This is a genomic window from Streptomyces sp. NPDC026301 (assembly GCF_055567935.1).
On the sequence record NZ_JBVHPN010000019.1, the window covers coordinates 43096 to 67492 of the forward strand.

A 24397-nucleotide genomic window follows, 5' to 3' on the forward strand; every position below is an offset into this window, starting at 1 on the left:
TCCGGGAAAAACACAAACCCCCGGGTCGGGTTCAGATGCGACGGCTCCGGGGAACACCGGCTTCGACAGTCATGAGATAGGGGCGCGATTCGGACATAGAACGCTGATCACAGGTGCAGAAGCATGCGGCTGTTGCCTAGGGTGTTGGGCTTCACTCGTTCGAGACCGAGGAACTCGGCGACGCCCTCGTCATAGGAACGCAGCAGCTCGCTGTAGACATCGCCGTCGACCGGAGTCTCGCCGATCTCCACGAAGCCGTGCTTGGCGAAGAAGTCGACTTCGAAGGTCAGACAGAAAATACGGCGCACTCCCAGCCAGCTTGCCGTACGGAGCAGCTTGTCCAGCACCTGATGACCCACGCCCGCGCCCTTGAGCTGCGGGGCGACGGCGAGGGTACGGACCTCGGCGAGGTCTTCCCACATGACGTGCAGCGCGCCGCAGCCCACCACCTCGGCGTCCTCGTCGCGCTCGGCCACCCAGAACTCCTGGATGTCCTCGTAAAGCGTGACGGTGGCTTTGTCCAGCAGGATCCCGTCACGCGAGTAGGAGTCGATGAGGCGGCGCACGGCGGGCACATCACTGGTCCGGGCCCGGCGGACGGTGACGCCATTCGATAGCGGTGGCATGCAAGGACGCTATCGTTCCGACTCCGCCGGTCCGGAGCCGGGTTCCTCGACTTCCTCCGGCGTCCCCGCTTGGACGACGCGCATGGCATCGCGGAGGGCCTGACGCTGTTCCTGCGACATCATCCCGAAGAAGGCGACGAGGGCGGCCGCCGGGTTGTCGCTCACGGACCACGCTTCGTTCATCAGTGCGGCCGAGTAGGCGGCGCGAGTGGAGACCGCCTCATATCTATAGGCCCGGCCTTCCGCTTCTCGCCGTACCCAGCCCTTCTGGTGAAGGTTGTCCAATACGGTCATCACCGTGGTGTACGCGATGGACCGTTCCTTCTGCAGATCTTCGAGTACTTCCCGAACGGTTACCGGCCGGTTCCACTGCCAGACCCGCGTCATGACGGCATCTTCCAGTTCACCCAAACGTCTCGGCACACGAGAATAATAGTGGGAGATGTCCAGAATGCCGCGTGTTCTCGGCGGCGAGCGACCGATTCATCGCAGAAAAAGACGTACGGCCCGGGATGTGCAATCCCGGGCCGTACGTCACATTCGCGAAGCTCGAAGACCGGAGCGGATCACGCCGCTCCGGGAACGCCGCTCAGGCGCCGTGCGCCTTCGGCTCCTGGCGGGCGGACTCGGCGCGCTGGAGCACGGCGTCCACGGCCGCGTCCTCCTTGGCCTTGTTCGCGCCGCCCTGGCTCTTGACCATCGTCACGATGACCGCGGTGAAGGCGATGGCCATCACTACGGGGGGCAGCAGCGCCGATACGTAATCCATGCCGAGGGCCTCCTTGTGCGACGAGGGTTCCAGAGTACGCGCCGTGCTCAGGCCGTCCGGGCCGCGGGGGGCGGGGAGGGCCTGCGGCGGGGCGGGAAGACCTCGCCGGGGGTGGGCACGGGGCGGCCGCGGCGGCCCGGCTGCGGGCCCGCCGGACCGGGCTGCGGGGGCTTCGGCGGGGGCTGCTCACCGGGCTGCGGGGCCGGCGGGCGCTCCGGCTCGTCGGCCAGCCGGCCGCCGGGCAGGGCGCGCAGCCGGGCGCGTACGGAGCGCTCGGCGGCCTGCTCGCAGCGGCGCAGCAGGGCCGTGCGGCGGGCCCGCTCGGCCGGGCCCGCGTCCACCGAGCGCAGCACCCGGAGCGCGCCGAGGTCGTCCGGGCCCGGGACGTACCCGGCCGCCAGGGCCTCCTGGAGCCGCCCCAGATAGCCGTGTACGGAGCCCGGGAGCGCGTCGCGGTACCGGGCGAGGTCGGCGAAGAGGAAGGCGCGCAGCCGGCCGCCTTCGTGGACCGCCTCGTCCAGCGCCTCGGAGAGCCGGAGACACTCCTGGACCTCTTCCGTACGCCGCCGGTCGCGGGTCGCGGGCACGGCACCGGCGGGAGCGGGGACGGGGACGGACGCGGGCTGAAGGGCGGTGGCGAGGGCGCGGCGGACCACGCGCAGTTCGTCCGCGCTGAACGCCATGCCGCCGCGGTATCCGTATGGCGTGGGCATGGGCCCGACTTTAATTACTAAACGGACAAAAACCCCGGTATTTGGAATTCCCGGGTGCGGCGTACGGGGCGCCGCGGGGGCGCGCCTTACGGGGCGCCCCGAGCACCCCGTATTCAGCGCCCCCTATTCAGCGCCGCTTCACTGCCGCCCGACGTTGCGCTCGTACACCAGGCGCAGCCCGATGAGGGTGAGCCAGGGCTCGTGCATGTCGATCGTGGAGGACTCGCCCAGCACCATCGGGGCCAGCCCGCCCGTGGCGATGACCGTCACGTCCTCGGGGTCCTCGGCCAGCTCCCGCGACATCCGCTGCACGACGCCGTCGACCTGGCCGGCGAAGCCGTACAGAATGCCGGACTGCATCGCCTCGACGGTGTTCTTACCGATGACGCTGCGCGGCCGGGCCAGCTCGATCTTGCGCAGCTGCGCGCCCTTGACGCCCAGCGCGTCCACCGAGATCTCGATGCCCGGCGCGATCACGCCGCCGACGTACTCGCCGCGCGCGCTCACCGCGTCGAACGTCGTGGCCGTGCCGAAATCCACGACGACCGCCGGGCCGCCGTACAGCTCCACGGCCGCGAGGGAGTTGATGATGCGGTCGGCGCCGACCTCCTTGGGGTTGTCCATGAGGATCGGCACGCCGGTCTTCACGCCCGGCTCGACGAGGACGGCCGGCACGTCGCCGTAGTAGCGGCGGGTGACCTCGCGCAGCTCGTGCAGGACCGAGGGGACGGTCGAACAGATCGCGATGCCCTCGATGCCGTCGCCCAGCTCCTCGCCGAGCAGCGGGTGCATCCCCATCAGGCCGTTGAGCAGCACGGCCAGCTCGTCGGCGGTGCGGCGGGCGTCGGTGGAGATCCGCCAGTGCTCGACGATCTCCTCACCGTCGAACAGGCCGAGGACGGTGTGCGTGTTTCCGACGTCGATGGTCAGCAGCATCAGGCCCCGGCCTCCCCGGCTCCCTCGTGCCCGCCGCCCTCGCGCAGGTCCAGGCCGATGTCCAGGATCGGCGAGGAGTGGGTGAGGCTGCCGACCGCGAGGTAGTCCACGCCGGCCTCCGCGTACGTACGGGCGTTGCCGAGCGTCAGGCGGCCCGAGGACTCCAGGAACGCGCGGCCCGCGACCAGCTCCACGGCCTCCCGGGTCTGCTCCGGCGTGAAGTTGTCCAGCAGGATCAGGTCGGCGCCCTCGGCGAGGATCGGCGGGATCTGGTCGAGGCGGTCCACCTCCACCTCGATCGGCACGCCGGGGAACTCGCTCCGTACGGCCTTGAACGCCTCCGCGACGCCGCCCGCGGCCACCACGTGGTTGTCCTTGATGAGCGCCGCGTCCGAGAGCGACATGCGGTGGTTCACGCCGCCACCGCAGCGCACCGCGAACTTCTCCAGGGACCGCAGGCCCGGCGTCGTCTTACGGGTGTCGCGCACCTTCGCCTTCGTGCCCTCCAGGGCGTCCGCCCAGGCCCGCGTCGCGGTGGCGATGCCGGAGAGCCGGCACAGCAGGTTCAGCGCGCTGCGCTCGCCGGTGAGCAGATCGCGCGTGCGGGCCGTGACCGAGATCAGCTTCTGCCCGGCCTCGACCCGGTCGCCCTCCTCGACGTGCCGCTCGACCGCGAACTCGTCCGTGCACACGACGGAGAGCACCGCCTCGGCGACCCGCAGGCCCGCGACCGTACCGGCGTCGCGCGCGGTGAAGTCGGCGGTGGCGATGGCGTCCTCGGGGATGGTCGCCACGGTGGTGACGTCCACGCCCTGGTCGAGGTCCTCCTCGATGGCCAGGTGCGCGATGTCCTCGACCTGTACCGGGTCCAGCCCCTCGTTCACCAGCAGGGCCGCCAGGTCCGGGTCCAGGCCGCACTCCAGCGGGTCCAGCTCGTACGCGTCGTCACCGGAGCCGCAGCCGCAGGCGTCGCCGCAGCCCCCGCCGGACGCGTCCGAGGGGGTCTGGCCGGGGCGGCCGATCTGGAGGAGGGGGAGGTCGTCGGGCGTGCTCACGGGTTCGGCTCCGTTTCGGGATGGGTGGCGGGGAAGTCGGCGGAGTCCGAGACATCGAACACCACGGTGTGGGGCGGGCGGAACGTGACCACGGAGTGGCGCTGCCAGACCTCGTCGTTCCGGTCGGGGTGGTCCTCCCGCCAGTGGCAGCCACGGGTCTCCTCGCGCGCGCGGGCGCCGGCGACCAGGGCACGCGCGACGAGCAGCAGGTTCGTGGCCTCCCATGCTTCCACGCCGGGCTCGGCGGCCTTGCCCTCCTCGGATTCCGCCGAGGCCCTGGAGGTCAGCCGCGCGAGCGCCTTGTAGGCCCCCGCGATGCTGTCCGCGGAGCGCAGCACTCCGACGCCCGCCGTCATGGTCCGCTGGATCTCGAAGCGCGTCTCGGGCGCGAGCAGCGGTACGGGCGGCCCCTCGGGCAGCCTGGGCTCCCCGGGGCGCGGCAGGGGCTGCGCCCCGATGTCCGCCGCGATGCGCTCCGCGAAGACCAGGCCCTCCAGGAGGGAGTTGGAGGCGAGCCGGTTCGCGCCGTGCACGCCGGTGCAGGCGACCTCGCCGCACGCGTACAGGCCCGGCACGGTCGTCCGGCCGTGCAGATCGGTCCGTACTCCGCCGGAGGCGTAGTGCGCGGCGGGCGCGACCGGGATCGGCTCGGTGACCGGGTCGATGCCGTGGCTGCGGCAGGCCGCCAGGATGGTCGGGAAGCGCTGCTCCCACATGGCGGCGCCGAAGTGCCGGGCGTCCAGGTACATGTGCTCGGTGCCCTGCTCCTGGGCGCGGCGCATGATGCCCTTGGCGACGATGTCGCGCGGCGCCAGTTCGGCGAGCTCGTGCTGCCCCACCATGAAGCGCACGCCGTCGCCGTCCACGAGGTGCGCGCCCTCGCCGCGCACCGCCTCGGAGATCAGCGGCTGCTGTCCCTCGGCCTCCGGGCCCAGGTAGAGCACGGTCGGGTGGAACTGGACGAATTCGAGGTCGGAGATCTCGGCGCCGGCCCTGAGGGCCAGCGCGACCCCGTCGCCCGTGGAGACGGACGGGTTGGTCGTCGCCGAGAAGACCTGGCCCATGCCGCCGGTGGCGAGCACCACGGCCGGGGCGTGCACGGCCCCCACGCCGTCGTGCTGGCCCTCGCCCATCACGTGCAGGGTGACGCCCGCCGTACGGCCTTCGGCGTCCGTGAGGAGGTCCAGGACGAGCGCGTTCTCGATCGTGCGCAGTCCTTCGTCCCGTACCGCCTCGACCAGCGCGCGGGAGATCTCCGCGCCGGTGGCGTCGCCGCCCGCGTGCGCGATCCGGCGCCGGTGGTGGCCGCCCTCCCGGGTCAGCGCGATGCCCGCGCCGTCCTCGTCCGGGTCGAAGCGCGCGCCCGTGGCGATCAGCCGTCGTACCGCGTCCGGGCCCTCGGTGACCAGCGTGCGGACCGCCGCCTCGTCGCACAGCCCGGCGCCCGCCACGAGCGTGTCGTCGCGGTGCTGCTCCGGGGTGTCGCCCTCACCGAGGGCCGCGGCTATGCCGCCCTGTGCCCATCGTGTGGAGCCGTCGTCCAGCCGGGCCTTGGTGACCACGACCGTGCGGTGGCCGGCCGCCGCGCAGCGCAGCGCGGCGGTCAGCCCCGCGACGCCGGAGCCGACCACGACGACGTCCGCGTCGATGGCCCAGCCGGGCGCGGGGGCGTCGAGTCGTATGCCGGGCCCGGTCACCCCGGTCATCGGTGCGCTCCTGCGATCATCGTGGCTCTCCTGCTGACGGGGGTCCGCTCTGCGGTACGGCGGGCCCGAAAGTGAGGCGGATGTTGTCGATGAGGCGGGTGGTGCCGACCCGGGCGGCGACGGCGAGTACCGCCTCGCCTTCGTACCCGCCCTTGTACGGCCCCTCGTCCGGGGCCGGCTCCGCGTCCGGGAGCACCGTGAAGCCGTCCGGATCGACCAGCTCCACGTAGTCCAGCTCCAGCGGCGGGTCGAAGCGGGCGGCGTCCTCCAGGACGGCGCGGGCCGCCGCGCGGGCCACGGCCGGGCCCTGCGGGCTGCCCGCGGACGCCACGTACGCGAGGGCGTGCGCGTCGGCCGCCGCCCGGTCCTCGCCCATCGCGGCCAGCCCCACGGCGCGCGCCTCGGAGTGCGTACCGGCCCCGGCCCGCACCCGCAGCGCCTCTTCGGCGGCCAGCCGGTCGCGGGCCGCGAACAGGGCGCGCGAGAGGGCCAGCGCGGTACGGCGCTCCTCGGGCGAGAGGTAGCGGTTGCGGCTGGAGAGGGCCAGCCCGTCGTCCTCCCGTACGGTCGGCACGCCGACGATCTCCACGGGGAAGTTCAGGTCGCGCGCCATACGGGTCACGATGGCGAGCTGCTGGGCGTCCTTCTGGCCGAAGAAGGCCACGTCCGGTGCCGTGAGGTGGAGCAGCTTGGCGACGACGGTGGCCATGCCGTCGAAGTGGCCGGGGCGCGAGGCGCCCTCCAGCACGTCGCCCATGGGGCCCGCGCTGATGCGGACCTGGGGCTCGCCGCCCGGGTAGACCTCCTCGACCGACGGCGCGAAGACCGCGTCGGCGCCGGCCGCGCCGGCCACCGCGAAGTCGGCGTCCAGCGTGCGCGGGTAGCGGTCCAGATCCTCGCCCGCGCCGAACTGCAGCGGGTTCACGAAGACGGTGACCACGACCTGCCCTTCGGGGCCGACGTGCGCGCGCGCCGTACGGACCAGCGTCGCGTGGCCCTCGTGCAGCGCGCCCATGGTCATCACGACGGCGCGGCGGCCGCGGCGCGGCAGGGCCCGCAGCTCGGCGGCGGTGCTCACCAGGTGGGGGCGGCCGGCGGGAGCGGGCGCGGGGGCGGCCGACGGGACGTGGGCGTCCGTACCGGCCGGGTGTGCCGTGGTGTTCATCGAGTGCCTCCCTCCGTACGGTCCGCGTCCCCGGAGAGCACGCCGAGCAGGTCCTCGGCGAGCTCCGGCTTGAGCAGGCCGTGCGCGAGCGCCCGGTCCGCCGTCGTACGGGCCATGGCGAGGTATCCGGAGACCGCCTGCGGGGAGTGCTTGCGCAGCTCCGCGACGTGCGCGGCGACCGTACCGGCGTCACCGCGCGCGACCGGCCCGGTCAGCGCGGCGTCACCGGAGCGCAGCGCGTTGTCCAGCGCGGCGCCCAGCAGCGGCCCGAGCATCCGGTCCGGCGCGCCGACCCCGGCCGTGCGCAGCAGCTCCAGGGACTGGGCGACGAGCGTGACGAGGTGGTTGGCACCGATGGCCAGGGCCGCGTGGTACAGCGGCCGGGCGGCCTCCTCGATCCACTCGGGCTCGCCGCCCATCTCGATGACCAGCGCCTCGGCGGCCATCCGCAGCTCCTCGGGCGCGGTGACCCCGAAGGAGCAGCCGGCCAGCCGCTGGACGTCCACGGAGGTGCCGGTGAACGTCATCGCGGGGTGCAGGGCCAGCGGCAGCGCGCCGGCCCGGGTGGCCTCGTCCAGCACGCCCGCGCCGAACCTCCCGGAGGTGTGCACGAGCAGCTGTCCCGGCCGCACGGCGCCGGTCTCCGCGAGCCCGGCGACCAGGCCGGGCAGCGCGTCGTCGGGGACGGTCAGCAGCACCAGTTCGGCGCGCGCGAGGACCTCCTCCGGCGTCACGAGGGGCACGTCGGGGAGCAGCGCGGCGGCGCGCCGCCGGGAGGCGTCGGAGACGCCGGAGACGGCGACCGGGTGGTGCCCGGCCAGCTGCAGTGACGCGGCGAGCGCGGGCCCCACGCGGCCTGCCCCGACGACACCGACGGTGAGCCGGGCGGGGCGGTCCTGGGGCTCTGTAAGGGGGTTCTCATTCACGCGGCGATGGCCTTCCGTTCCAGTCCGCGGGGGGTACCGGACGTTTCCTGGTCATGCTACGCGGTGTTCCCGGCCCGCCCCGAGGGACGGACGGCAGGTGAGACGGGCGTCTCGTGGCCGCTCCGAAACCCCCTCGCCGTCCGCGGGCGGCTGCGGGATGATCGGGCCCGCGTACGGGCCGTACGCGGGCGGGGACGAGGAGGGCGGCAGGATGACCGACCAGGACGACCGGACGCGCCGATTGGCCGCGTGGCGGGGCTGCGAGCGCATACTCATGCGCAGCGTCACCGACACCACGATCGCCGAGCGGCTGACCGCGCTCGCCTCCGAGGGCGCCGAGAGCCACGACCTGGCCGGGCCGACCGACATGTACGCCGACGAGGAGGGCATCGTCGGCACCCTGGAGCGGCGCACGGCGGAGCTGCTGGGCACCGAGGCCGCCGTGTTCTTCCCCACCGGCACGATGGCGCAGCAGGTCGCGCTGCGCTGCTGGGCGGGGCGTACGGGCAACGCCACGGTGGCCGGGCATCCGATGTCGCACCTGGAGGTGCACGAGCGGGACGCGTACGCGGTGGTCAGCGGGTTGCGGATGATCCACCCGACGACCGGGCCGCGGCTGCCGACCGCCGAGGAGGTGCGCGGCCTGGACGAGCCCTTCGGGACGCTCGCGCTGGAACTGCCGCTGCGGGACGCCGGTTTCGTGCTGCCCTCCTGGGAGGAGCTGGTGGCCGTGGCCGAGGCGGCCCGCGAGCGGGACGCGGTGGTGCACTTCGACGGCGCGCGGCTGTGGGAGTCGGCGCCGCACTTCGGACGCGCGCTCCCGGAGGTCGCCGGCCTGGCCGACAGCGTGTACGTCTCGTTCTACAAGTCGCTCGGCGGCATCTCCGGGGCCGCGCTGGCCGGCGGCGAGGACTTCGTCGCCGAGGCGCGGGCCTGGCGGCACCGGTACGGCGGGCTGCCGTTCCAGCAGTGGCCGGCCGCGCTCGCCGCGCTGACCGGCCTGGACCGGGAACTGCCCCGCCTCCCGGAGTACGTCGCGCACGCCAAGGTGATCGCGCGGGCGCTGGCCGAGGGGCTGGCCGAGTGCGGCGTCCCGTGGTTCCGGGTGCACCCCGACCCGCCGCACACCCAGGACTTCCAGCTGTGGCTGCCCTACGCCCCCGAGGTGCTCGACGAGGCCGCCCTGCGGCAGGCGGAGGAGACCCGTACCGGCCTCTTCCGGCGCTGGTGGAGCGGCGGCGTACCGGGTGTGGCCGCGACCGAGATATCGGTGGGCTCAGCCGCACTGGGCTGGACTGCCGCCGACGTGCGGGGCGCTCTCCCGGACTTCCTGGCGCGGGTCCGGACGGTGGCCGACGGGGGCTGAGGCGGGCGCAGGGCGCCCGGCGGGGGCCGAGGCGGGCGTGCGGCGCCCGAGCAGGGCCCGTACGGCGCGCAGGGCCCGGGCCGGCAGCCGGTCGGCGGACGGCGTGACGACCGCCTCGAAGCGCCGCCAGTCGCGGACCTCCCGCAGCGCCCGTACGTCGCCGGCACCGGGCAACGGCGGCCCGGCCTCCCCCCGCTGAGCCGCGCGGTAGACATCGATCATGTGCTGCTGCATCGCGTTCATGTCCTCCACGGTGGGCGGCGCGCGCCGCCCGGGGCACGCCGATTGACGGGAGCCGTCAAACGTCGGCGGGCACGGCGCGCGGGTCGCGCATGATGGGCGTACCGGGCCGGAACGGCGCGCTCGCGCAGGGGAGGAACACGTGGGGATCCAGATCGACATCACGGGGCTGCCGGAGGAGCGCTTCGTCTTCGCCCCCTCGCCGCTCGCGGAGCTCGGTACCGCGCTGCACGCGCTCACCGAGCCGGGCCACCACCCCGGGCTGCACGGCTGGACCACGGCGACCTGTGCCGCGTTCAAGCCGGACCTCGCCGACCGGCTGCACGAGGCGGACTTCCTGTGGGGGCCGACCTTCTCCGACATCTCGATGCCGTTCGCGGCGCTCGCCGACACCCACGGCACGCCCGGCGCGACCCTCGCCGAGGACCTGGACCTGCTCGACCGGCTGGACGACGAGCTGTACGTCGCGGCGGCGCTGGAGATCTCCTGCGCCAGCCTCTACAGCAGGGGCGGCCCCTCGCCCCTGGTCGACGCGGAGGCGCGGCACCAGGCGCTGGAGCGCGCGGTGGCGCGCGGCCCGCGCCAGGCGGAGTTCGCACGCCGGCTGCTGGCCGACCCGCCGGCCGTACGGGCCTGGATTCGCCGCTTCTTCGAGGACTGCGACCAGGCGTTCTTCGCGGACGTCTGGCAGCGCGTCCGCGTGCAGCTGGCGGCCGATGCCCGGCACAAGACCGAGGTACTGCGCCGCAAGGGCCTGGCCGACGCGCTCACGGAGGTGTCCACGGCCCTCGCGGTGGACGAGGAGCAGCGCCGCATCACGGTCGACAAACTGAGCAACGGCCGGACCACCGCGGTGGACCCGGAGGCCGGCGCCGGGCTGACGTTCGTCCCGACCTCCTTCGGCTGGCCGCATCTGATGGTGCTGCACGCGCCGGGCTGGCGGCCGGTCATCCACTACCCGGTGGCCGCGCCCGAGCTGTCCCGTACGGCCTCCGTGGAGCTGCTCCAGCAGCGCCTGGAAGCGCTGGCGCACCCGGTGCGCATCCGGATCTGCCGCAACCTCGCCCGGACCGCGTACAGCACCGGCGAACTCGCTTCAGAGCAGGGCATCACCGCGCCCGAGGTCTCCCGGCACCTGGCCGTACTGAAGAAGGCGGGCCTGATCCAGACCCGCCGCCGCGGCCGGTACGTCCTGCACCAGCTGGACCTCCAGGTCGTCGCCCGGCTGGGCAGCGACTTCCTGGAGGGCATACTGCGCTGACGGGGCGCCTACGGGTCCTGCGGCTGCCGCATCCGTGGGGCAGCGGGGCAGCGGTCCTTCATACGCCGCGGTCCTTCTATGACGCGCCGCCGCCCGCCCGCACCAGGCCCGTCTCGTACGCCAGCACGACCGCCTGGACGCGGTCCCGCAGTTCGAGCTTGGTGAGGATGCGGCCCACGTGTGTCTTGACCGTGGCCTCGGAGAGGACCAGCCGGGCGGCGATCTCGCCGTTCGACAGGCCCTGCGCGACCAGCAGCAGCACCTCGCGCTCCCGCTCGGTGAGCCGCCGCAGCTCCGGGCGGCCCTCCTGCGGCGCGGCCGACGGCAGCATCGGCGTGAAACGGTCCAGCAGGCGGCGGGTGGTGGACGGCGCGACCACCGCGTCACCACTGTGCACCGCGCGGATCGCCCCCAGCAGCTCGTCCGGCGGCACGTCCTTGAGCATGAAGCCGCTGGCCCCCGCCTTGAGCGCGGAGAACGCGTACTCGTCCAGGTCGAAGGTGGTCAGGATGAGCACCTTCGGGGCGTCCTCGGCCGTCCCGTCCGCGCAGATCCGCCGGGTGGTCTCCACGCCGTCCAGGTTCGGCATCCGCACATCCATCAGGATCACGTCGACCCGGGTGGCCCGCAGCACCTCCAGGGCGGCCACGCCGTCGCCCGCCTCCGCGACGACCTCCATGTCCGGCTGGGCCGCCAGCACCATCCGGAAGCCGGTGCGCAGCAGCACCTGGTCGTCGACGAGCATCACGCGGATCGTCATGGCGGTCCGTCCCTTCGGGGCATCGGTCAACAGAATGGCGCGCCGCGGGCGGCGCGTCCGGTGGGTGGCGGCGCGTCCGGTGGTGGTGGCGCGCCCCGGGCGCGCTAACGCGCCGGTGTGAGCGGCAGCACGGCGCTGATACGGAAGCCGCCGCCCGGCCGCGGCCCCGCGTCCAGGCTGCCGCCGACCATACCGACGCGTTCCCGCATGCCGATGAGGCCGTGGCCCTGCCCGTCGGCGCCGCCTTCCTCGTACAACTCGTGCTGCGCGCCCCGGCCGTCGTCCTCGACGAGCAGCTGCAGGCTCTCGTCCCCGTAGACGAGGCGGACGGTCGCGCCGGCGTCGGGCCCGCCGTGCTTGCGGGTGTTGGTCAGCGCCTCCTGGACGATGCGGTACGCGGTCAGCTCCACGCCGCTGGGCAGCGGCCGCTCCCGGCCGCCGACCGTGAACTCCACCGGCAGGCCCGCGCCGCGCACCTGCTCCACGAGGTCGGCGAGCTGGTCGACGCCGGGCTGCGGCACGTACTCGCCGCCCTCGGCCCCCTCGCCGGTCCGCAGCACGCCAAGCAGCCGGCGCATCTCGGCGAGCGCCTGCCGGCCGGTGCCCGAGATGGTCTCCAGCGCCTGCTGGGCCTGCTCGGGCGCGGACTTCAGTACGTACGCGGCACCGTCGGCCTGCACCACCATCACCGAGACGTTGTGCGCGACGACGTCGTGCAGCTCGCGGGCGATCCGGGCGCGCTCGGCCGCCACCGCCATCCGAGACTGCGTCGCGCGCTCCTTCTCCAGCCGCGAAGCGCGCTCCTCCAGCTGCGCCCAGTAGGCGCGCCGGGTGCGCAGCGAGTCGCCCATCACCCAGGCCAGTACGAACGGGACAGTCAGGAAGACGACGACGACCACGTCCTGCCACACCCTGTAGTACGGGTCGGGCTCGTGCCAGCGGAGCCTGGACAGGACCGGCGCGAGGACGCCGCCGACCAGCGCGTACCGGGAGGCCCAGCGGACGTTCCCGTACGCGACGGTGTAGATGATCACCAGCATCGCGAAGTCCGCCGGGTTCGGCTCCACATCGAAGAGCAGCTGCGCGACGCCCGCGAGCGTCGCCAGCAGCAGCATCCTCAGCGGCGCCCTGCGACGCAGCGCGACGACCGTGCACAGCGCGAGGACGACCAGCACCCCGACGGCGTGCTGCACGGAGCCGGTGAGTGTGTCGGAGACCAGCCACAGGCCGCAGAACGCGAGCAGCAGCAGCGCCCAAAAGGTGTCCACACCTGTCGGGTGCCTGCGGAAGAAGTCGTAGAGACGCTGCACGTAACCCAGCGTAGGCAGGGCCTATAGATGTACGGGTCAACCGAAGGAGCGATCCTGGGCGCGCGCCCTACTCCCCAAGGTGGATGCCGGACGGTACCCGGGCCGCCCGTACGGTGGGGCGGTGACGAACGAGTGGTGCGGCTGGCGGGACGCGACGGAACGGGCGCTGTACGGGCCCGGCGGCTTCTACACGCGCGCGGACGGCCCCGGGCCCGCCGGTCACTTCCGCACCTCGGTGCACGCCTCACGGCAGTACGCGGGCGCCGTGGCGACGCTGCTGGAGCGCGTGGACGAGGCGCTGGGCCATCCGGGGCGGCTGGACGTCCTGGACGTCGGGGCGGGGCGCGGCGAGCTGCTGAGCGGCGTCCTGGCGGCGCTGGACGCGGCCGACAGCGGACGGGCGGCCGCGTCCCTGCCGGCCCGGCTGCGCGCGTACGCCGTGGAGAAGGCGCCCCGCCCGGAAGGGCTCGATCCCCGCGTCACCTGGCTCGCCGAACTGCCCGCCCCGGGGACGCTCACCGGCCTGCTCTTCGCCAACGAGTGGCTGGACAACGTCCCGGTGGACGTCGTCGAGACGGACCCGGACGGGGTGCTGCGCCGGGTGCTCGTCCGCGCGGAGGACGGCGCGGAACGGCTCAGCGAGCCGGTCACGGGCGAGGACGCGGCATGGCTGGCCGAATGGTGGCCCACTGGTGAGGACGCGTGGCCCACTGGTGAGGACGCCGGGCCGACGGACGGGGACGGCGGGCCGGGCACCCGGGCCGAGATCGGGCGCCCCCGGGACGCGGCGTGGGCGCGTGCCGTAGCGACGCTGCGCCGCGGGTTCGCCGTGACCGCGGACTACGCGCACCTACGGGAGGCCCGCCCGCCGTACGGCACGCTCACCGGCTTCCGCGACGGCCGCGAGACCGCCCCCGTGCCGGACGGCAGCCGCGACATCACCGCGCACGTCGCGCTGGACGCCTGCGCGGCGGCCGGCGGCACCGGGGCGCTGCTGCTCACCCAGCGGGCCGCGCTGCGCTCCCTGGGCGTCGACGGCAGCCGGCCGCCGCTGGCCCTCGCGACCACCGATCCGGCCGCCTACCTGCGGGCCCTCGGCGGCGCCGGCGAGGCCGCCGAGCTGACCGACCCGGGCGGCCTGGGGGCCTTCCACTGGCTGGTCCAGCCGGTCGGCCTGCCGGCCGGAGCTGTCAGACTGTCCCCATGACGGAGACGATGGTCGGCATTGGCGGTGCGGCGGAGAGCACGGACATGGTGCTCAACATCGGGCCCCAGCACCCCTCCACGCACGGTGTGCTGCGGCTGCGCCTGGTACTGGACGGCGAGCGCATCAGCCACGCCGAACCGGTGATCGGTTACATGCACCGGGGCGCGGAGAAGCTCTTCGAGGCGCGCGACTACCGCCAGATCATCGTGCTCGCCAACCGCCACGACTGGCTGTCGGCGTTCTCCAACGAGCTCGGCGTCGTGATGGCCGTCGAACGGATGCTCGGCATGGAGGTCCCGGAGCGGGCGGTGTGGACGCGCACGCTCCTGGCCGAGCTGAACCGCGTACTGAACCACCTGATGTTCCTCGGCTCCTACCCCCTGGAGCTGGGCGGGATCACCCCGGTCTTCCACGCCTTCCGCGAGCGCGAAGAGCTGCAGAACGTCATGGAGGAGATCTCCGGCGGCCGGATGCACTACATGTTCAACCGCGTCGGCGGCCTCAAGGAGGACCTGCCGGCCGGCTGGCTCGGCCGGGCCCGGGACGCGGTGGCCGCGGTCCGCTCCCGTATGGACGTCTTCGACCGGCTGGTACTGGGCAACGAGATCTTCCGCGGCCGGACCCGCGGCGTCGGCGTGCTGACCCCGGAGGCGGTGCACTCGTACGGCGTCTCCGGGCCCATCGGCCGCGCCTCGGGCGTCGACTTCGACCTGCGCCGCGACGAGCCGTACCTGGCCTACGGGGAGCTGCAGGACACCCTGAAGGTCGTCACCCGCTCCGAGGGCGACTGCCTGGCCCGCTTCGAGGTGCTGCTGGAGCAGACGCACAACGCGCTGGACCTGGCGGACGCCTGTCTGGACCGGATGGCGGAGCTGGCCCCCGGGCCGATCAACCAGCGGCTCCCGAAGGTGCTCAAGGCCCCCGAGGGCGCGACGTACGCCTGGACCGAGAACCCGCTCGGCATCAACGGCTACTACCTCGTCTCCAAGGGCGAGAAGACCCCGTACCGCCTCAAGCTCCGCTCCGCCTCGTTCAACAACATCCAGGCCCTGACGGAGCTGCTCCCCGGCACCCTGGTCGCCGACATGGTCGCCATCCTGGGCTCGCTGTTCTTCGTGGTGGGCGACATCGACAAGTGACGGACGGGGCGTGGCCCGCTGTACGCGGGGTAGCGCCCGGGCCAACACCAACAGGGTCGTCCACAGGGTGTGGATAACTTTCACGCCTGTGTTGCACAGCAGAACGCCCGCACCGGTCAGTGACCGGTGCGGGCGTTTCTCTTGCCTGTTCGCGGCTTACTGCGCGGCCGCGCTGCGGAGCTCGACGACGTCGATCTGTTCGGTCTCGTCGTGCGCGGTCAGGTCGATGACCTCACCGGCGGCGGGCTCACCGGACTCGGACTCGGACTCGGCCTCGGACTCGGACTCGGCCTCGGACTCGGACTCGGACTCGGACTCCGGCCGAGGCTCCGCCTCAGCGGCCGTTTCCGCGGCGGGCTCCGGCGTGGCCGTGGCGCTGTCCTCGCGCGGCTGTACGGGGGCCGGTGCTGCGGCCTGTACGGGCTGCTGCGTGGCCTGGCGGGCCGCGGCGCGGGCCGACTGTTCGGCCACCGCCTCGTCGCCCACCACGTCCGCGAGGTCCTCCTCCAGCGGCGCCGCCGGGGCCTCCGTGGGCACGGCGCCCGCGCCCGTACCGAAGAAGTCGAAGCCGCCGGTCGCCCGCGAGGCGGGCCGGCGCTGCGCGCCGAGCGGCGCGACCGCGGCGGCCGGCACCGGGCGCAGCGCGGGGGCGCTCTCGGCCGTCGCACGGACCCGTGCGGCGGCACGGGCCTGTTCGGCGGCGCGCTGCCGCTCCGCGCGCTCCCGCTCCGCACGGTGGGCGGCGTCGCGGCGGGCGGCCTCCTGCCGTACGGCGCTCTCGTTCAGCCGCAGCAGCGCCTCGTCCGCCTTGCGGAAGTCGCGTGCGGTGGGGGCCGGAGAGGCGTCGCGCTCAGCGGCACCGGGGGCCTGGGAGGCGTCGCGGCCGGCGGCGGGGGCCGACGCGGCGGCGGCGCCAGTGGCCGGGCGGGCGGCGGCGCGGCCGCGCGCGGCGGCCGGCGTGCCGGGCGTGATGGCGGCCACCGTCGTGCCGTCGGCGACAGGGCCGACGGCCGCGGGCCGAACGGCCGTCAGGCCCGGTACCGGCACGGCGCCGCCCGCGGTCAGCTCCCGGGCCGGGGCCGTGGCCTCGATCGCGAGCCGGCGGCGGCCCTCCAGGGCGCTGGCCCGCTCGGTCTCGGCCGTGGCGTACCGGCGCAGCAGCGCGGCGTGTTCGTTGCGCAGCCGGGCCAGCTCGGCGCGCTTGGCGCGGAGTTTGGTCTCCAGCGCGGCCCGGATCTCCCGGGCCTCCTCCACGTCCGTCTCCAGTTCGGCCACGCGCTCCTCGGTCCGCCACTCGTCGCGCACCCGGGCGCGGGTGAGTTCGGCGACCCGCTTGCCGGCCGCACGGTCCCAGGTGCGGGCCAGCACGGCGCCGCCGACCGCGGCGGCGGCCGCGGCGGCGACCAGGACCCGGAGCACCAGCGCATCGCCGACCAGCCAGGCACCGGCGGCGCAGGCAATTGACGCACCGGCGACCGTCGAAGGGGGAAGAAGCCGGTGCAGGGGTGGGGAATGGCGATGGCGTCCTCGTGGCATGGCCTGAAATTTACCGTGCGTACGAGGCTGGTGGGGCCCCGCCCTGCAATCCGTTTCCCGCTGGTTACTTGTTGAGCAGGTTCTTCTCCTTCAGATAGGCCGTCGCGACATCCGCCGGCTTGCGCCGGTCGGCATCGACCTGGCGGTTCAGCTCGATCAAGTCCTTCGTCGTGAGCACCTTCGTGAGCTTGCCGAGCGCACTCGCGATGGCGCTGTCCCCGGCGCTCTTCGCATTCACCACCGGCAGCACATTCTCGGCGTTCTGCAGGTGCTTGTCGTCCTTGAGGAGCACCAGCCCGAAGCTGCCGAGCGTGGCGTCCGTCGTCGTGGTCAGCACCAGCTGGTCCGTGCCGTCCTTGACCGCCTGCTTGGCCTGCACCGTGCCCACGCCCTTGGGGTCGATGCCCGTGACATCTATGCCGTACGTCTTCTTCAGACCCGGCAGGCAGTACGGCCGGGTCTCGCACTCCTCGCCCGCCGCGAGCTTCACCTTCTCCTTCGAAGCGCCGAGGTCCGAGAGCGTCTTCAGCTTGTGCTTCGCGGCGAATTCCTTGGTGACCGCGAAGGCGTTCTGGTCCGTCGCCTCGCCCTGCGGAAGAACCTTCAGCCCGCGCGGTGCGGCGAGCTTCTTCAGTGCCGCTACGGTCTCGTCCGCGTCGTTGGACGCGACGGACTTCGCCTTGGCGCCGTTCTCCTTGGCGTTGAGGAAATCGGCGAGCGTGGAGGCGTATTCCGGAACGACATCGACCTCGCCCTTCTCCAGGGCCGGTTCGTAGAGCTCGCGATTCTTCAGGGTCTGGACGGAGGTCTTGTACCCGGCATTGGAAATGATCTTGGAATAGAGCTCGGCGAGCACCGTGGACTCGGTGAATCCCGCCGAACCGACGACGATCGAGCCCTTGCCGCCCGTGCTCTTGCCGCCCTTTTCCTCCAGGCTCTGGCCGCCGCACGCGGAGAGCCCCGCGGCCAGCGCCAGCACCGTCCCCGCGACGAGGGCCGTCCGCGCGGTACGCGACGTGCTGTTCATCGGTTTCACCATCCAGTCGTTGAGATCGAGCAAGGGGTACAGCAGAGGTGAGCGAGTACAGCAGAGGCGCGGCCGGACGTCTGTACCCAACGGGGTACAGGTCACCGTTGTCGGCAAGCCCGTGTCAGAAAGCCGGCGCGTCCTTGCGGGCCGCCCGTATGCCGCGGCGGCCCGTGCGCGCCGGGCGCTTGCCGCGCATCGGGTCGCACAGCCGCTCCACCGCCACCAGCACCGCCTCGACGAGCAGCGCCAGCCCCGCGACCAGCACCGCGCCCGCCACCACCTGCGGGGTGTCGTAATTGCCGAAGCCCGCCGTGATGATCCGGCCGAGACCGCCGCCGCCCGCCAGCGCCGCCAGCGTCACCGTCGCCACGACCTGCACCGACGCCGACCGCAGCCCCGTCATGATCAAGGGGTACGCGAGCGGCAGCTCGACCCGGAGCAGCAGCTGCGAGCCGGACATGCCCATCCCCCGGGCCGCCTCCACCACATCGCGATCGGCCTCCCGCATCCCGATGTACGCGTTGGTCAGCAGCGGCGGCACGGCGAACAGCACCAGCGCCACGATCGTCGGCCAGTCCCCCGCCCTGCCCAGCGGGCTGAGCGTCAGCAGCACCAGTACCGCGAAGGTCGGCACCGCCCGGCCGACGTTGGCGAGATTGACCGCCAGCGCCCCGCCCTTGCCGATGTGGCCCAGATACAGCGCCACCGGCAGCGCCAGCACACAGGAGATGACCAGGCACACCACGCTGAGCTGCACGTGCTGGCCCAGGCGGTGCCATACGCCGTTCTCCCCCGCCCAGTTGGCCGCGGAGCCCAGCCAGTCCCACGCACCCGTGATCGCATCCATCGCTCAGGCCACCGCCTTCCGCTCGCGCCCGAACCGCCGCGTCCGCTCAGGTCCCGCTCCCCCGGCCCCGGTCCGGCCACGCCGGGCCCGTCCGGCCCGGGTCCACGGCGTCAACGCCCGCTGCAGGCCCACCAGCAGCAGGTCGGCGACCAGCGCCAGCAGCACGCACAGCACGGAGGCCGTGAGGACCTCCGCCTTGAAGAAGCCCTGCATCCCGCTGTCGATGAGATTGCCCAGGCCGCCGAAGCCGACGACCGCGCCGATCGTCGTCATCGCCACCGTCGAGACCGTGGCGATCCGCAGCCCCGCCATCACCGCGGGCAGCGCCAGCGGCAGTTCGACCTGGAAGAGCAGCCGCAGCGGGCCGTATCCCATCCCGCGGGCCGCCTCGCGCACCTCCGCGGGGACCGCCTGCAGGCCCGCGAGGATGTTCCGCACCAGGATCGTGAGGGAATAGAGCACCAGGCCCGTCACGACCACGGCGGCCGAGACCCCGAACACCGGGGTCAGCAGCGCGAACATGGCCAGCGACGGGACCGTGTACAGAATCGTCGTCAGGCCGAGGACCGGCCCGGCCGCGCCGCGCCGCTGCCGGGCGAGCAGCGCCAGCGGGAAGGCCACCAACAGGCCGACGGCCACGGAGAGGACGGTGATCCACACGTGCTGGACGGTCGCGTCCACCAGCTCCTGGCTCCGGCTGCGGACGTACTCGCCGCAGATCCAGTCGTTGGCCTGCAGGCAGCTGCGCGGGCTCACGGCCGCGCTCACGTACGTACTCGCGATCGTGCTCATGGGCGTGCTCACGCCACGTCACCTCCCCCGTCCACTCGCTCACAAATCCGGTGACTGTCTGCGACCCTATCCCCCGCCACTGACAATCGGCCCGGACCGCCATTCACTCGCAACATCCCGTTCATCCCGCCCCGGGCGGACCGACGACAATGGGGAAGCATGAGCATGATCCGTTTCGAGCACGTCACCAAGCGTTACGCGGACGGCACCACCGCCGTCGACGACCTCTCCTTCGAGGTCGCGGAGGGCGAGCTCGTCACGCTCGTCGGCCCGTCCGGCTGCGGCAAGACCACGACCATGAAGATGGTCAACCGCCTCATCGAGCCCAGCGACGGCCGCATCTTCCTCGACGGCGCGGACATCGCCACCGTCGACCCGGTCGAACTGCGCCGGCGCATCGGGTACGTCATCCAGCAGATCGGACTGTTCCCGCACAAGACCGTGCTGGACAACACCGCCACGGTCCCGCACCTGCTCGGCCGGCCCCGGAAGCAGGCCCGCGCCCGGGCCGCCGAACTCCTCGACCTGGTCGGCCTGGACCCGTCCGTGTACGGCGACCGGTACCCGGAACAGCTCTCCGGCGGTCAGCGCCAGCGCGTCGGCGTGGCCCGCGCGCTCGCCGCCGATCCGCCCGTGCTGCTCATGGACGAGCCGTTCGGTGCCGTGGACCCGGTCGTCCGCGAGCACCTGCAGACGGAGTTCCTGCGCCTGCAGTCCTCGCTCCACAAGACGGTGCTCTTCGTGACGCACGACATCGAAGAAGCCGTACGGCTCGGCGACCGCATCGCCGTCTACGGGGCCGGGCGCATCGAACAGTTCGACACTCCGGCGACGGTGCTGGGCGCGCCCGCGACGCCGTACGTAGCGGAGTTCGTCGGCGCCGACCGGGGGCTGAAGCGGCTGTCCGTCACCCCCATCGAGACCGGCGACCTCGAACAGCCGCCGGTCATCCACCTCGACGACCCCGTGGGGCGCGCGCTGGCCGGGATGACGGCGGACGGCGCCCGCTGGGCGGTCGTGCTGGACCACGAGGACCGGCTGCACGGCTGGGTCGCGGCGGACACCCTCGCGCTCGCGAAGGAGGGCACGGTCCGCGAGCACGCGCGGCGCATGGAGGCGTGGCTGCCGGTCGGGGCGCCCCTGAAGCAGGCGTTCAGCACGATGCTGCAGCACGACGCGGGCTGGATCGCCGTACTGGACGGCGACCGCTTCCTCGGCGTCCTCACGCCGGGCCGCCTCCACGAGGCGCTGCGCCGCTCGACCACGGCGGACGCGGCGAACATCCCCCGCACCGAGGTGGACCTGGAGTCCGTACTGGACGCGTGAGGGGCGACCGGCCGGCTGCGCCTACGGGCGCAGCTTCCGGGTCCCCCACCCCGGGGGTTACCCAAGGACGAGTGCCGCCGCACCCGAGCAGTCCCGAGTGCACCCGAAAGAGCCCCCGCGCCCGCGCGTCACGCAGCCCCCGCACTCGCGCGTCACGCAGCCGCCGCGCCCGCCTCGTCGTCATCGTCCGGGAGCTTGCAGACGCGCTCCAGGAAGACGGCGGCGGCCACCACCGCCAGGCCGGCGAGGACCGCCAGGCCCGCGTACACCGTCTGGTCCCCGCGGCCCTGGGCCGCCGAGCCCGAGGTCAGCAGGAAGACCGCGACGCCGCCGTACAGGCCGCTCACGACCGCGGCGACCAGCGCGCTCGCCTGACCGAAAAGCACCGCCCGCGCGGCCATCATCGGCTCGACGCCCTTCGCGCCGGGCACCCGCTCGCGCTGGGCCTTCAGCCGGCTGCGCAGCGACAGGGCCGTCGCCGCCAGCACGGCCGCGATCAGCGCCAACACGATCGGGGCCGCCAGCGGCACGCTGGGCAGGCTGCCGAGCGCGTCCCACAGCCGGGCGCCGGCCCAGGCCAGTACGCCTGCCACCACGAACAGCCCGACCAGCACCTTGATCCGTAGCTGCTTCACCGAGCTCTTCGCCCCTCACACCGTCCTGGCCGCACGCCCCACGCGGGCGCGCCGGCCGTCATGTCCACCGGACACCATCATGATCCCTGCACCGGCCCGGGGGCCGTAGGGACAACGATCACTCCGGCAGTCGCAGTTCCAGGTCGGCGCGCGGCGCGACGCCGCCCCGGCCCAGCTCCTCCAGCAGCTCGGCCACCGGGCCGCGCCCGGGGACCAGGGCCTCGGGGTCGACGTCGTGCCACGGCACGAGGACGAAGGCGCGCTCGTGGGCGCGCGGGTGCGGCAGGGTCAGCACCGGGTCCTCGGAGACGACGTCCTGGTACGCGACGATGTCGACGTCGATCGTGCGCGGACCCCAGCGCTCGTCGCGGACCCGCTCGAACGCCTCCTCGATGGCGTGGCCGCGCTCCAGGAGCGAGGAGGGCGGCAGCGTGGTCTTCAGGAGGACGACGGCGTTGAAGTACGTCGGCTGGGAGCCCGGCTCCACGCCCCACGGCTCGGTCTCGTACACCGGCGAGACGGCCTTCACGCGCACGCCGGGGGTGTCCTCCAGCGCGTCGATGGCGCCCTGCAGCGTCTCCAGGCGGTTGCCCAGATTGCTCCCCAGGGAGATCACCGCGCGTTTGGGGTTGGTGAGCGTCACGTCCGCCGCGTCCACCTGCTCCACCACGGAGGCGGGCACCGGCTGTACGGTCGGGTCACTGCTGGTCATACTCGGCTCCGGGTGATGGTGATGGTCACGTCGTCAAAGGGGACCGTGATCGGGGCATCGGGCTTGTGAACGACGACCTCGACCTCCTCCACCCCCTCGTGCTTCAGGCATTGGGCGGCGATCCGCTCCGCGAGCGTCTCGATGAGGTCGACCGGCTCGCCCTCGACGATCGCCACGACCTCCTCCGCCACGACTCCGTAGTGCACGGTCTTCGCGAGGTCGTCGGTCGCCGCCGCCGGCCGGGTGTCCAGGCCGAGCACCAGGTCCACGACGAACGCCTGGCCCGCCTCGCGTTCCTGGGCGAACACACCGTGGTGTCCTCGGGCCTTCAGCCCGCGCAGCGCGACACGGTCCACGCGAATCACTCCCACTGGTACCACTGATCGTCGGATTACCGGGCACGCACCGGACACCGTCCGGAACACCACCCGGTCATCGAATTTACCTGCGAGCACTGACAGCGCTCGCCCACGGGGGCCATGGACGGCACCCCGCACAGCTGCCGCACAGCCGAGTCCCCGTCCGCGCGGCCATTTACCCCGCGGCCCCTCGCTCCACCCCTACCCCGACACGACTTGGCTCGAACGAGTGCTCCCTCGGTCACCCCGCTGACCCCGGCCGCTGACCCCCGGACACGGTATCCGCCGACGTCAGCGCCGTGCACGCGCCCGGTCGGCGCCCGGCACGGAGCCCGCCGAGACGCGTCTCACAGGCCGCCGGGCAGCCCGCCCACGCCGTCGTCCTCGTCCTCGGGCCCGTCCTCGTCGTCCTCGTCGTCCCGGTCGGCGAGCACCGGCGACCCGTGGTGCGACCACACCCGCCAGCCGTCCTCCGTACGCCGGAAGACGTTGGTCGCCACGACCAGCTGGCCGATCAGCGGGCCCACCGAGCCGTCCTCCTCGGCCGGGCCGCCGCTGAGGATGTTCTCCGTGCAGGTCACCAGCGCGGTGTCGGCCACCACGTCGATCTCCACATCGGTGAGGAAGAACTGGATGTACTCGGTGTTCGCCATGATCAGCGCATACGAGCGCAGCACCTCGCTGCGGCCGCGCAGCACCGGCCAGCCAGGGTGCACCACGCTCACCTGGCCGTCCAGCCACAGCTCGGACATCGCCTCGTGATCGCCGCGCTCGATGGCCTCGTAGAACGCGGTATTGGCCTGCTCCACCAGCTCGATGTCCGTACGTGGGCTCAAACCGCTCACACCGCTCCCGTCATGATCCTCGTGCGTACTTCGCGTCCTTATGGGCGTGCACAGGTACGTGCACGCATGCGTGCCCCGCGCCCCCGCCACCCGGGCACCCGCGCGCCGCCTGGCTGCCCTGTGCCCTGCCGGGCCCCGTTCTACGCCGTGCGCCGGGCCGCGGAACCGGCCGCCTCCACGGCGCGCGCGACCCGTACCGCGTCGGCGCTCGCCCGCACTTCATGCACGCGAACCGCCCAGGCGCCCTCGCGCGCCGACAGGGCGGTGACCGCGGCCGTCGCCGCGTCCCGCTCCCGGGCCGGCGGCACGGAGGCGGAAGCGCCGGCACCGGCCAGCACCCGGCCCAGGAACCGCTTCCGCGAGGCGGCCACCAGCAGCGGCCGGCCCAGCTCGCGCAGCCGCTCCAGGCCCGCGATCAGCTCCAGGTCGTGGTCGGCCCGCTTGGCGAAGCCCAGCCCCGGGTCGATCACGACGCGCTCCGGGTCGATGCCTCCGGCGACCGCACGGTCCATCGACACGCGCAGCTCGGCCACGACCTCGCCGACGACGTCGCGGTAGACCGCCCGCTCGTTCATGTCGACGGACTGGCCACGCCAGTGCATCACCACGAACGGCGCGTTCGCCGCGGCCACCACCGGGATCATCGCCGGATCGGCGGCGCCCGCGCTGACGTCGTTGACCAGCCGCGCGCCCGCCTCCAGAGACTGCTCGGCCACGGAGGCCCGCATCGTGTCCACGGAGATCACCACGCCGGCCGCCGCCAGCTCCCGTACGACCGGGATGACGCGGCGCAGCTCCTCGGCCTCGTCCACGCGCGCGGCGCCGGGCCGGGTCGACTCGCCGCCCACGTCCACCAGGTCGGCCCCCTGGGCCACCAGGTCCAGGCCGTGCTTGACCGCGAGCTCGGTGTCGAACCAGTCGCCACCGTCGGAGAACGAGTCGGGGGTCACGTTGACCACGCCCATGACCGCGCACCGGTCCCACTCGGGAAGACCGGCCACCCGGCCACGCAAGGTACTCATACATCCAGCCTAGGCGCTGTGGCCGGGCGGCTCGCCCCACGCACGGCGCGTTCCTGGGCGAACGCGGACGTACGGGAACACCTGTACGTCCCCGTACGTACCCGTTCGCCGCCT

The 24397-nt window shown here is 73.3% G+C and carries 26 protein-coding genes; 5 read left to right on the forward strand and 21 right to left on the reverse strand.

Annotated elements, in window-relative coordinates:
* Nucleotides 1-107: 107 nt before the first annotated feature.
* From ACZ4MH_RS28205 to ACZ4MH_RS28245, 9 genes are all read right to left on the reverse strand, one after another.
* A complete protein-coding gene (locus tag ACZ4MH_RS28205) occupies nt 108-626 on the reverse strand; it encodes an amino-acid N-acetyltransferase (RefSeq protein ID WP_351593716.1) in 519 nt (172 codons plus the stop codon).
* A 9-nt stretch (nt 627-635) separates the two neighbouring features.
* A complete protein-coding gene (locus tag ACZ4MH_RS28210) occupies nt 636-1049 on the reverse strand; it encodes a BlaI/MecI/CopY family transcriptional regulator (protein WP_351593719.1) in 414 nt (137 codons plus the stop codon).
* A gap of 166 nt (nt 1050-1215) precedes the next feature.
* Nucleotides 1216-1395: a hypothetical protein gene (locus tag ACZ4MH_RS28215; protein WP_351593722.1), complete on the reverse strand. Its 180-nt coding sequence runs from the start codon at nt 1393-1395 to the stop codon at nt 1216-1218.
* 47 nt (nt 1396-1442) lie between these two features.
* Entirely contained in the window at nt 1443-2108 is a 666-nt protein-coding gene (locus ACZ4MH_RS28220) for a hypothetical protein (protein ID WP_467754743.1), read from the reverse strand.
* 138 nt (nt 2109-2246) lie between these two features.
* On the reverse strand, nt 2247-3044 hold the full coding sequence (locus ACZ4MH_RS28225; protein WP_351602022.1) for a type III pantothenate kinase: 798 nt from the start codon (nt 3042-3044) through the stop codon (nt 2247-2249).
* Nucleotides 3044-4099 carry a carboxylating nicotinate-nucleotide diphosphorylase gene (gene nadC, locus ACZ4MH_RS28230; RefSeq protein WP_351602019.1) on the reverse strand — a complete coding sequence of 352 codons (1056 nt, stop codon included), beginning with the start codon at nt 4097-4099 and terminating at the stop codon, nt 3044-3046. The genes ACZ4MH_RS28225 and nadC overlap by 1 nt, the downstream gene beginning before the upstream one ends.
* Nucleotides 4096-5796, reverse strand: coding sequence for an L-aspartate oxidase (locus ACZ4MH_RS28235; RefSeq protein ID WP_351602028.1), 1701 nt, complete (start codon nt 5794-5796; stop codon nt 4096-4098). Before ACZ4MH_RS28235 ends, nadC begins: the two co-directional genes overlap by 4 nt.
* Nucleotides 5797-5821: 25 nt before the next feature.
* Nucleotides 5822-6970 carry a pantoate--beta-alanine ligase gene (gene panC / locus ACZ4MH_RS28240; RefSeq protein ID WP_467754744.1) on the reverse strand — a complete coding sequence of 383 codons (1149 nt, stop codon included), beginning with the start codon at nt 6968-6970 and terminating at the stop codon, nt 5822-5824.
* Entirely contained in the window at nt 6967-7896 is a 930-nt protein-coding gene (locus tag ACZ4MH_RS28245) for a Rossmann-like and DUF2520 domain-containing protein (RefSeq protein WP_351601129.1), read from the reverse strand. The genes panC and ACZ4MH_RS28245 overlap by 4 nt, the downstream gene beginning before the upstream one ends.
* A 211-nt stretch (nt 7897-8107) precedes the next feature.
* On the opposite strand from ACZ4MH_RS28245, the gene ACZ4MH_RS28250 reads away from it, so the two are divergent.
* Nucleotides 8108-9262 carry a threonine aldolase family protein gene (locus tag ACZ4MH_RS28250; protein ID WP_351601126.1) on the forward strand — a complete coding sequence of 385 codons (1155 nt, stop codon included), beginning with the start codon at nt 8108-8110 and terminating at the stop codon, nt 9260-9262.
* On the opposite strand, the gene ACZ4MH_RS28255 is transcribed toward ACZ4MH_RS28250, so the two are convergent.
* Nucleotides 9173-9505 (reverse strand): hypothetical protein, encoded by a 333-nt coding sequence (locus ACZ4MH_RS28255; protein ID WP_351601123.1) that lies wholly within the window; start codon nt 9503-9505, stop codon nt 9173-9175. The two genes, ACZ4MH_RS28250 and ACZ4MH_RS28255, sit on opposite strands and share 90 nt — an antisense overlap.
* A 145-nt stretch (nt 9506-9650) precedes the next feature.
* Between ACZ4MH_RS28255 and ACZ4MH_RS28260 the strand changes: the two genes are divergently transcribed.
* Nucleotides 9651-10763 (forward strand): DUF5937 family protein, encoded by a 1113-nt coding sequence (locus ACZ4MH_RS28260; protein WP_351601135.1) that lies wholly within the window; start codon nt 9651-9653, stop codon nt 10761-10763.
* 76 nt (nt 10764-10839) lie between these two features.
* Here the strand turns inward: ACZ4MH_RS28260 and ACZ4MH_RS28265 are convergent, their stop codons facing one another.
* A complete protein-coding gene (locus ACZ4MH_RS28265; protein WP_351601120.1) occupies nt 10840-11523 on the reverse strand; it encodes a response regulator transcription factor in 684 nt (227 codons plus the stop codon).
* Between the two features lie 104 nt (nt 11524-11627).
* A complete protein-coding gene (locus ACZ4MH_RS28270; protein ID WP_351601116.1) occupies nt 11628-12833 on the reverse strand; it encodes a sensor histidine kinase in 1206 nt (401 codons plus the stop codon).
* A gap of 121 nt (nt 12834-12954) precedes the next feature.
* Here ACZ4MH_RS28270 and ACZ4MH_RS28275 point away from each other — a divergent pair, with 121 nt between their 5' ends.
* Together ACZ4MH_RS28275 and ACZ4MH_RS28280 are read left to right on the forward strand one after the other, a co-directional pair.
* Entirely contained in the window at nt 12955-14040 is a 1086-nt protein-coding gene (locus tag ACZ4MH_RS28275; protein WP_351601113.1) for an SAM-dependent methyltransferase, read from the forward strand.
* On the forward strand, nt 14037-15179 hold the full coding sequence (locus ACZ4MH_RS28280; RefSeq protein ID WP_351601110.1) for an NADH-quinone oxidoreductase subunit D: 1143 nt from the start codon (nt 14037-14039) through the stop codon (nt 15177-15179). Before ACZ4MH_RS28275 ends, ACZ4MH_RS28280 begins: the two co-directional genes overlap by 4 nt.
* 156 nt (nt 15180-15335) lie before the next feature.
* Here ACZ4MH_RS28280 and ACZ4MH_RS28285 read toward each other — a convergent pair whose 3' ends face one another.
* The 4 genes from ACZ4MH_RS28285 to ACZ4MH_RS28300 all read right to left on the reverse strand — a co-directional run bounded on the left by ACZ4MH_RS28285 (nt 15336) and on the right by ACZ4MH_RS28300 (nt 19384).
* On the reverse strand, nt 15336-16715 hold the full coding sequence (locus ACZ4MH_RS28285; protein WP_467754745.1) for a cell division protein ZapB: 1380 nt from the start codon (nt 16713-16715) through the stop codon (nt 15336-15338).
* 64 nt (nt 16716-16779) lie between these two features.
* Nucleotides 16780-17742: an ABC transporter substrate-binding protein gene (locus ACZ4MH_RS28290; RefSeq protein WP_351592752.1), complete on the reverse strand. Its 963-nt coding sequence runs from the start codon at nt 17740-17742 to the stop codon at nt 16780-16782.
* A 124-nt stretch (nt 17743-17866) separates the two neighbouring features.
* Nucleotides 17867-18592 carry an ABC transporter permease gene (locus tag ACZ4MH_RS28295; RefSeq protein WP_351592749.1) on the reverse strand — a complete coding sequence of 242 codons (726 nt, stop codon included), beginning with the start codon at nt 18590-18592 and terminating at the stop codon, nt 17867-17869.
* A gap of 3 nt (nt 18593-18595) precedes the next feature.
* A complete protein-coding gene (locus ACZ4MH_RS28300; protein ID WP_351592759.1) occupies nt 18596-19384 on the reverse strand; it encodes an ABC transporter permease in 789 nt (262 codons plus the stop codon).
* A gap of 165 nt (nt 19385-19549) precedes the next feature.
* Here ACZ4MH_RS28300 and ACZ4MH_RS28305 point away from each other — a divergent pair, with 165 nt between their 5' ends.
* Entirely contained in the window at nt 19550-20710 is a 1161-nt protein-coding gene (locus tag ACZ4MH_RS28305; protein ID WP_351592756.1) for an ABC transporter ATP-binding protein, read from the forward strand.
* 152 nt (nt 20711-20862) lie between these two features.
* On the opposite strand, the gene ACZ4MH_RS28310 is transcribed toward ACZ4MH_RS28305, so the two are convergent.
* From ACZ4MH_RS28310 to folP, 5 genes are all read right to left on the reverse strand, one after another.
* A complete protein-coding gene (locus ACZ4MH_RS28310; RefSeq protein ID WP_351592746.1) occupies nt 20863-21345 on the reverse strand; it encodes a DUF3180 domain-containing protein in 483 nt (160 codons plus the stop codon).
* A 118-nt stretch (nt 21346-21463) separates the two neighbouring features.
* Nucleotides 21464-22057, reverse strand: coding sequence for a 2-amino-4-hydroxy-6-hydroxymethyldihydropteridine diphosphokinase (folK, locus tag ACZ4MH_RS28315; RefSeq protein WP_351592744.1), 594 nt, complete (start codon nt 22055-22057; stop codon nt 21464-21466).
* The gene (gene folB, locus ACZ4MH_RS28320; protein WP_351592742.1) at nt 22054-22413 is read right to left on the reverse strand and encodes a dihydroneopterin aldolase; all 360 of its coding nucleotides are present in this window, start codon (nt 22411-22413) and stop codon (nt 22054-22056) included. Before folB ends, folK begins: the two co-directional genes overlap by 4 nt.
* Nucleotides 22414-22763: 350 nt before the next feature.
* Nucleotides 22764-23252 carry a nuclear transport factor 2 family protein gene (locus ACZ4MH_RS28325; RefSeq protein ID WP_030260354.1) on the reverse strand — a complete coding sequence of 163 codons (489 nt, stop codon included), beginning with the start codon at nt 23250-23252 and terminating at the stop codon, nt 22764-22766.
* A 149-nt stretch (nt 23253-23401) separates the two neighbouring features.
* Entirely contained in the window at nt 23402-24283 is an 882-nt protein-coding gene (gene folP, locus ACZ4MH_RS28330) for a dihydropteroate synthase (protein WP_351592739.1), read from the reverse strand.
* Between the last annotated feature and the right edge of the window lie 114 nt (nt 24284-24397).

Coding starts and splice junctions, on each gene's coding strand:
- ACZ4MH_RS28205 (WP_351593716.1), bottom strand. CDS start 626: ATGCCACCGCTATCGAATGGCGTCACCGTCCGCCGGGCCCGGACCAGT.
- ACZ4MH_RS28215 (WP_351593722.1), bottom strand. CDS start 1,395: ATGGATTACGTATCGGCGCTGCTGCCCCCCGTAGTGATGGCCATCGCC.
- ACZ4MH_RS28220 (WP_467754743.1), bottom strand. CDS start 2,108: ATGCCCACGCCATACGGATACCGCGGCGGCATGGCGTTCAGCGCGGAC.
- ACZ4MH_RS28225 (WP_351602022.1), bottom strand. CDS start 3,044: ATGCTGCTGACCATCGACGTCGGAAACACGCACACCGTCCTCGGCCTG.
- panC (WP_467754744.1), bottom strand. CDS start 6,970: ATGAACACCACGGCACACCCGGCCGGTACGGACGCCCACGTCCCGTCG.
- ACZ4MH_RS28250 (WP_351601126.1), top strand. CDS start 8,108: ATGACCGACCAGGACGACCGGACGCGCCGATTGGCCGCGTGGCGGGGC.
- ACZ4MH_RS28255 (WP_351601123.1), bottom strand. CDS start 9,505: ATGAACGCGATGCAGCAGCACATGATCGATGTCTACCGCGCGGCTCAG.
- ACZ4MH_RS28265 (WP_351601120.1), bottom strand. CDS start 11,523: ATGACGATCCGCGTGATGCTCGTCGACGACCAGGTGCTGCTGCGCACC.
- ACZ4MH_RS28280 (WP_351601110.1), top strand. CDS start 14,037: ATGACGGAGACGATGGTCGGCATTGGCGGTGCGGCGGAGAGCACGGAC.
- ACZ4MH_RS28285 (WP_467754745.1), bottom strand. CDS start 16,715: ATGCCACGAGGACGCCATCGCCATTCCCCACCCCTGCACCGGCTTCTT.
- ACZ4MH_RS28290 (WP_351592752.1), bottom strand. CDS start 17,742: ATGAACAGCACGTCGCGTACCGCGCGGACGGCCCTCGTCGCGGGGACG.
- ACZ4MH_RS28295 (WP_351592749.1), bottom strand. CDS start 18,592: ATGGATGCGATCACGGGTGCGTGGGACTGGCTGGGCTCCGCGGCCAAC.
- ACZ4MH_RS28300 (WP_351592759.1), bottom strand. CDS start 19,384: ATGAGCACGATCGCGAGTACGTACGTGAGCGCGGCCGTGAGCCCGCGC.
- ACZ4MH_RS28305 (WP_351592756.1), top strand. CDS start 19,550: ATGATCCGTTTCGAGCACGTCACCAAGCGTTACGCGGACGGCACCACC.
- folK (WP_351592744.1), bottom strand. CDS start 22,057: ATGACCAGCAGTGACCCGACCGTACAGCCGGTGCCCGCCTCCGTGGTG.
- folP (WP_351592739.1), bottom strand. CDS start 24,283: ATGAGTACCTTGCGTGGCCGGGTGGCCGGTCTTCCCGAGTGGGACCGG.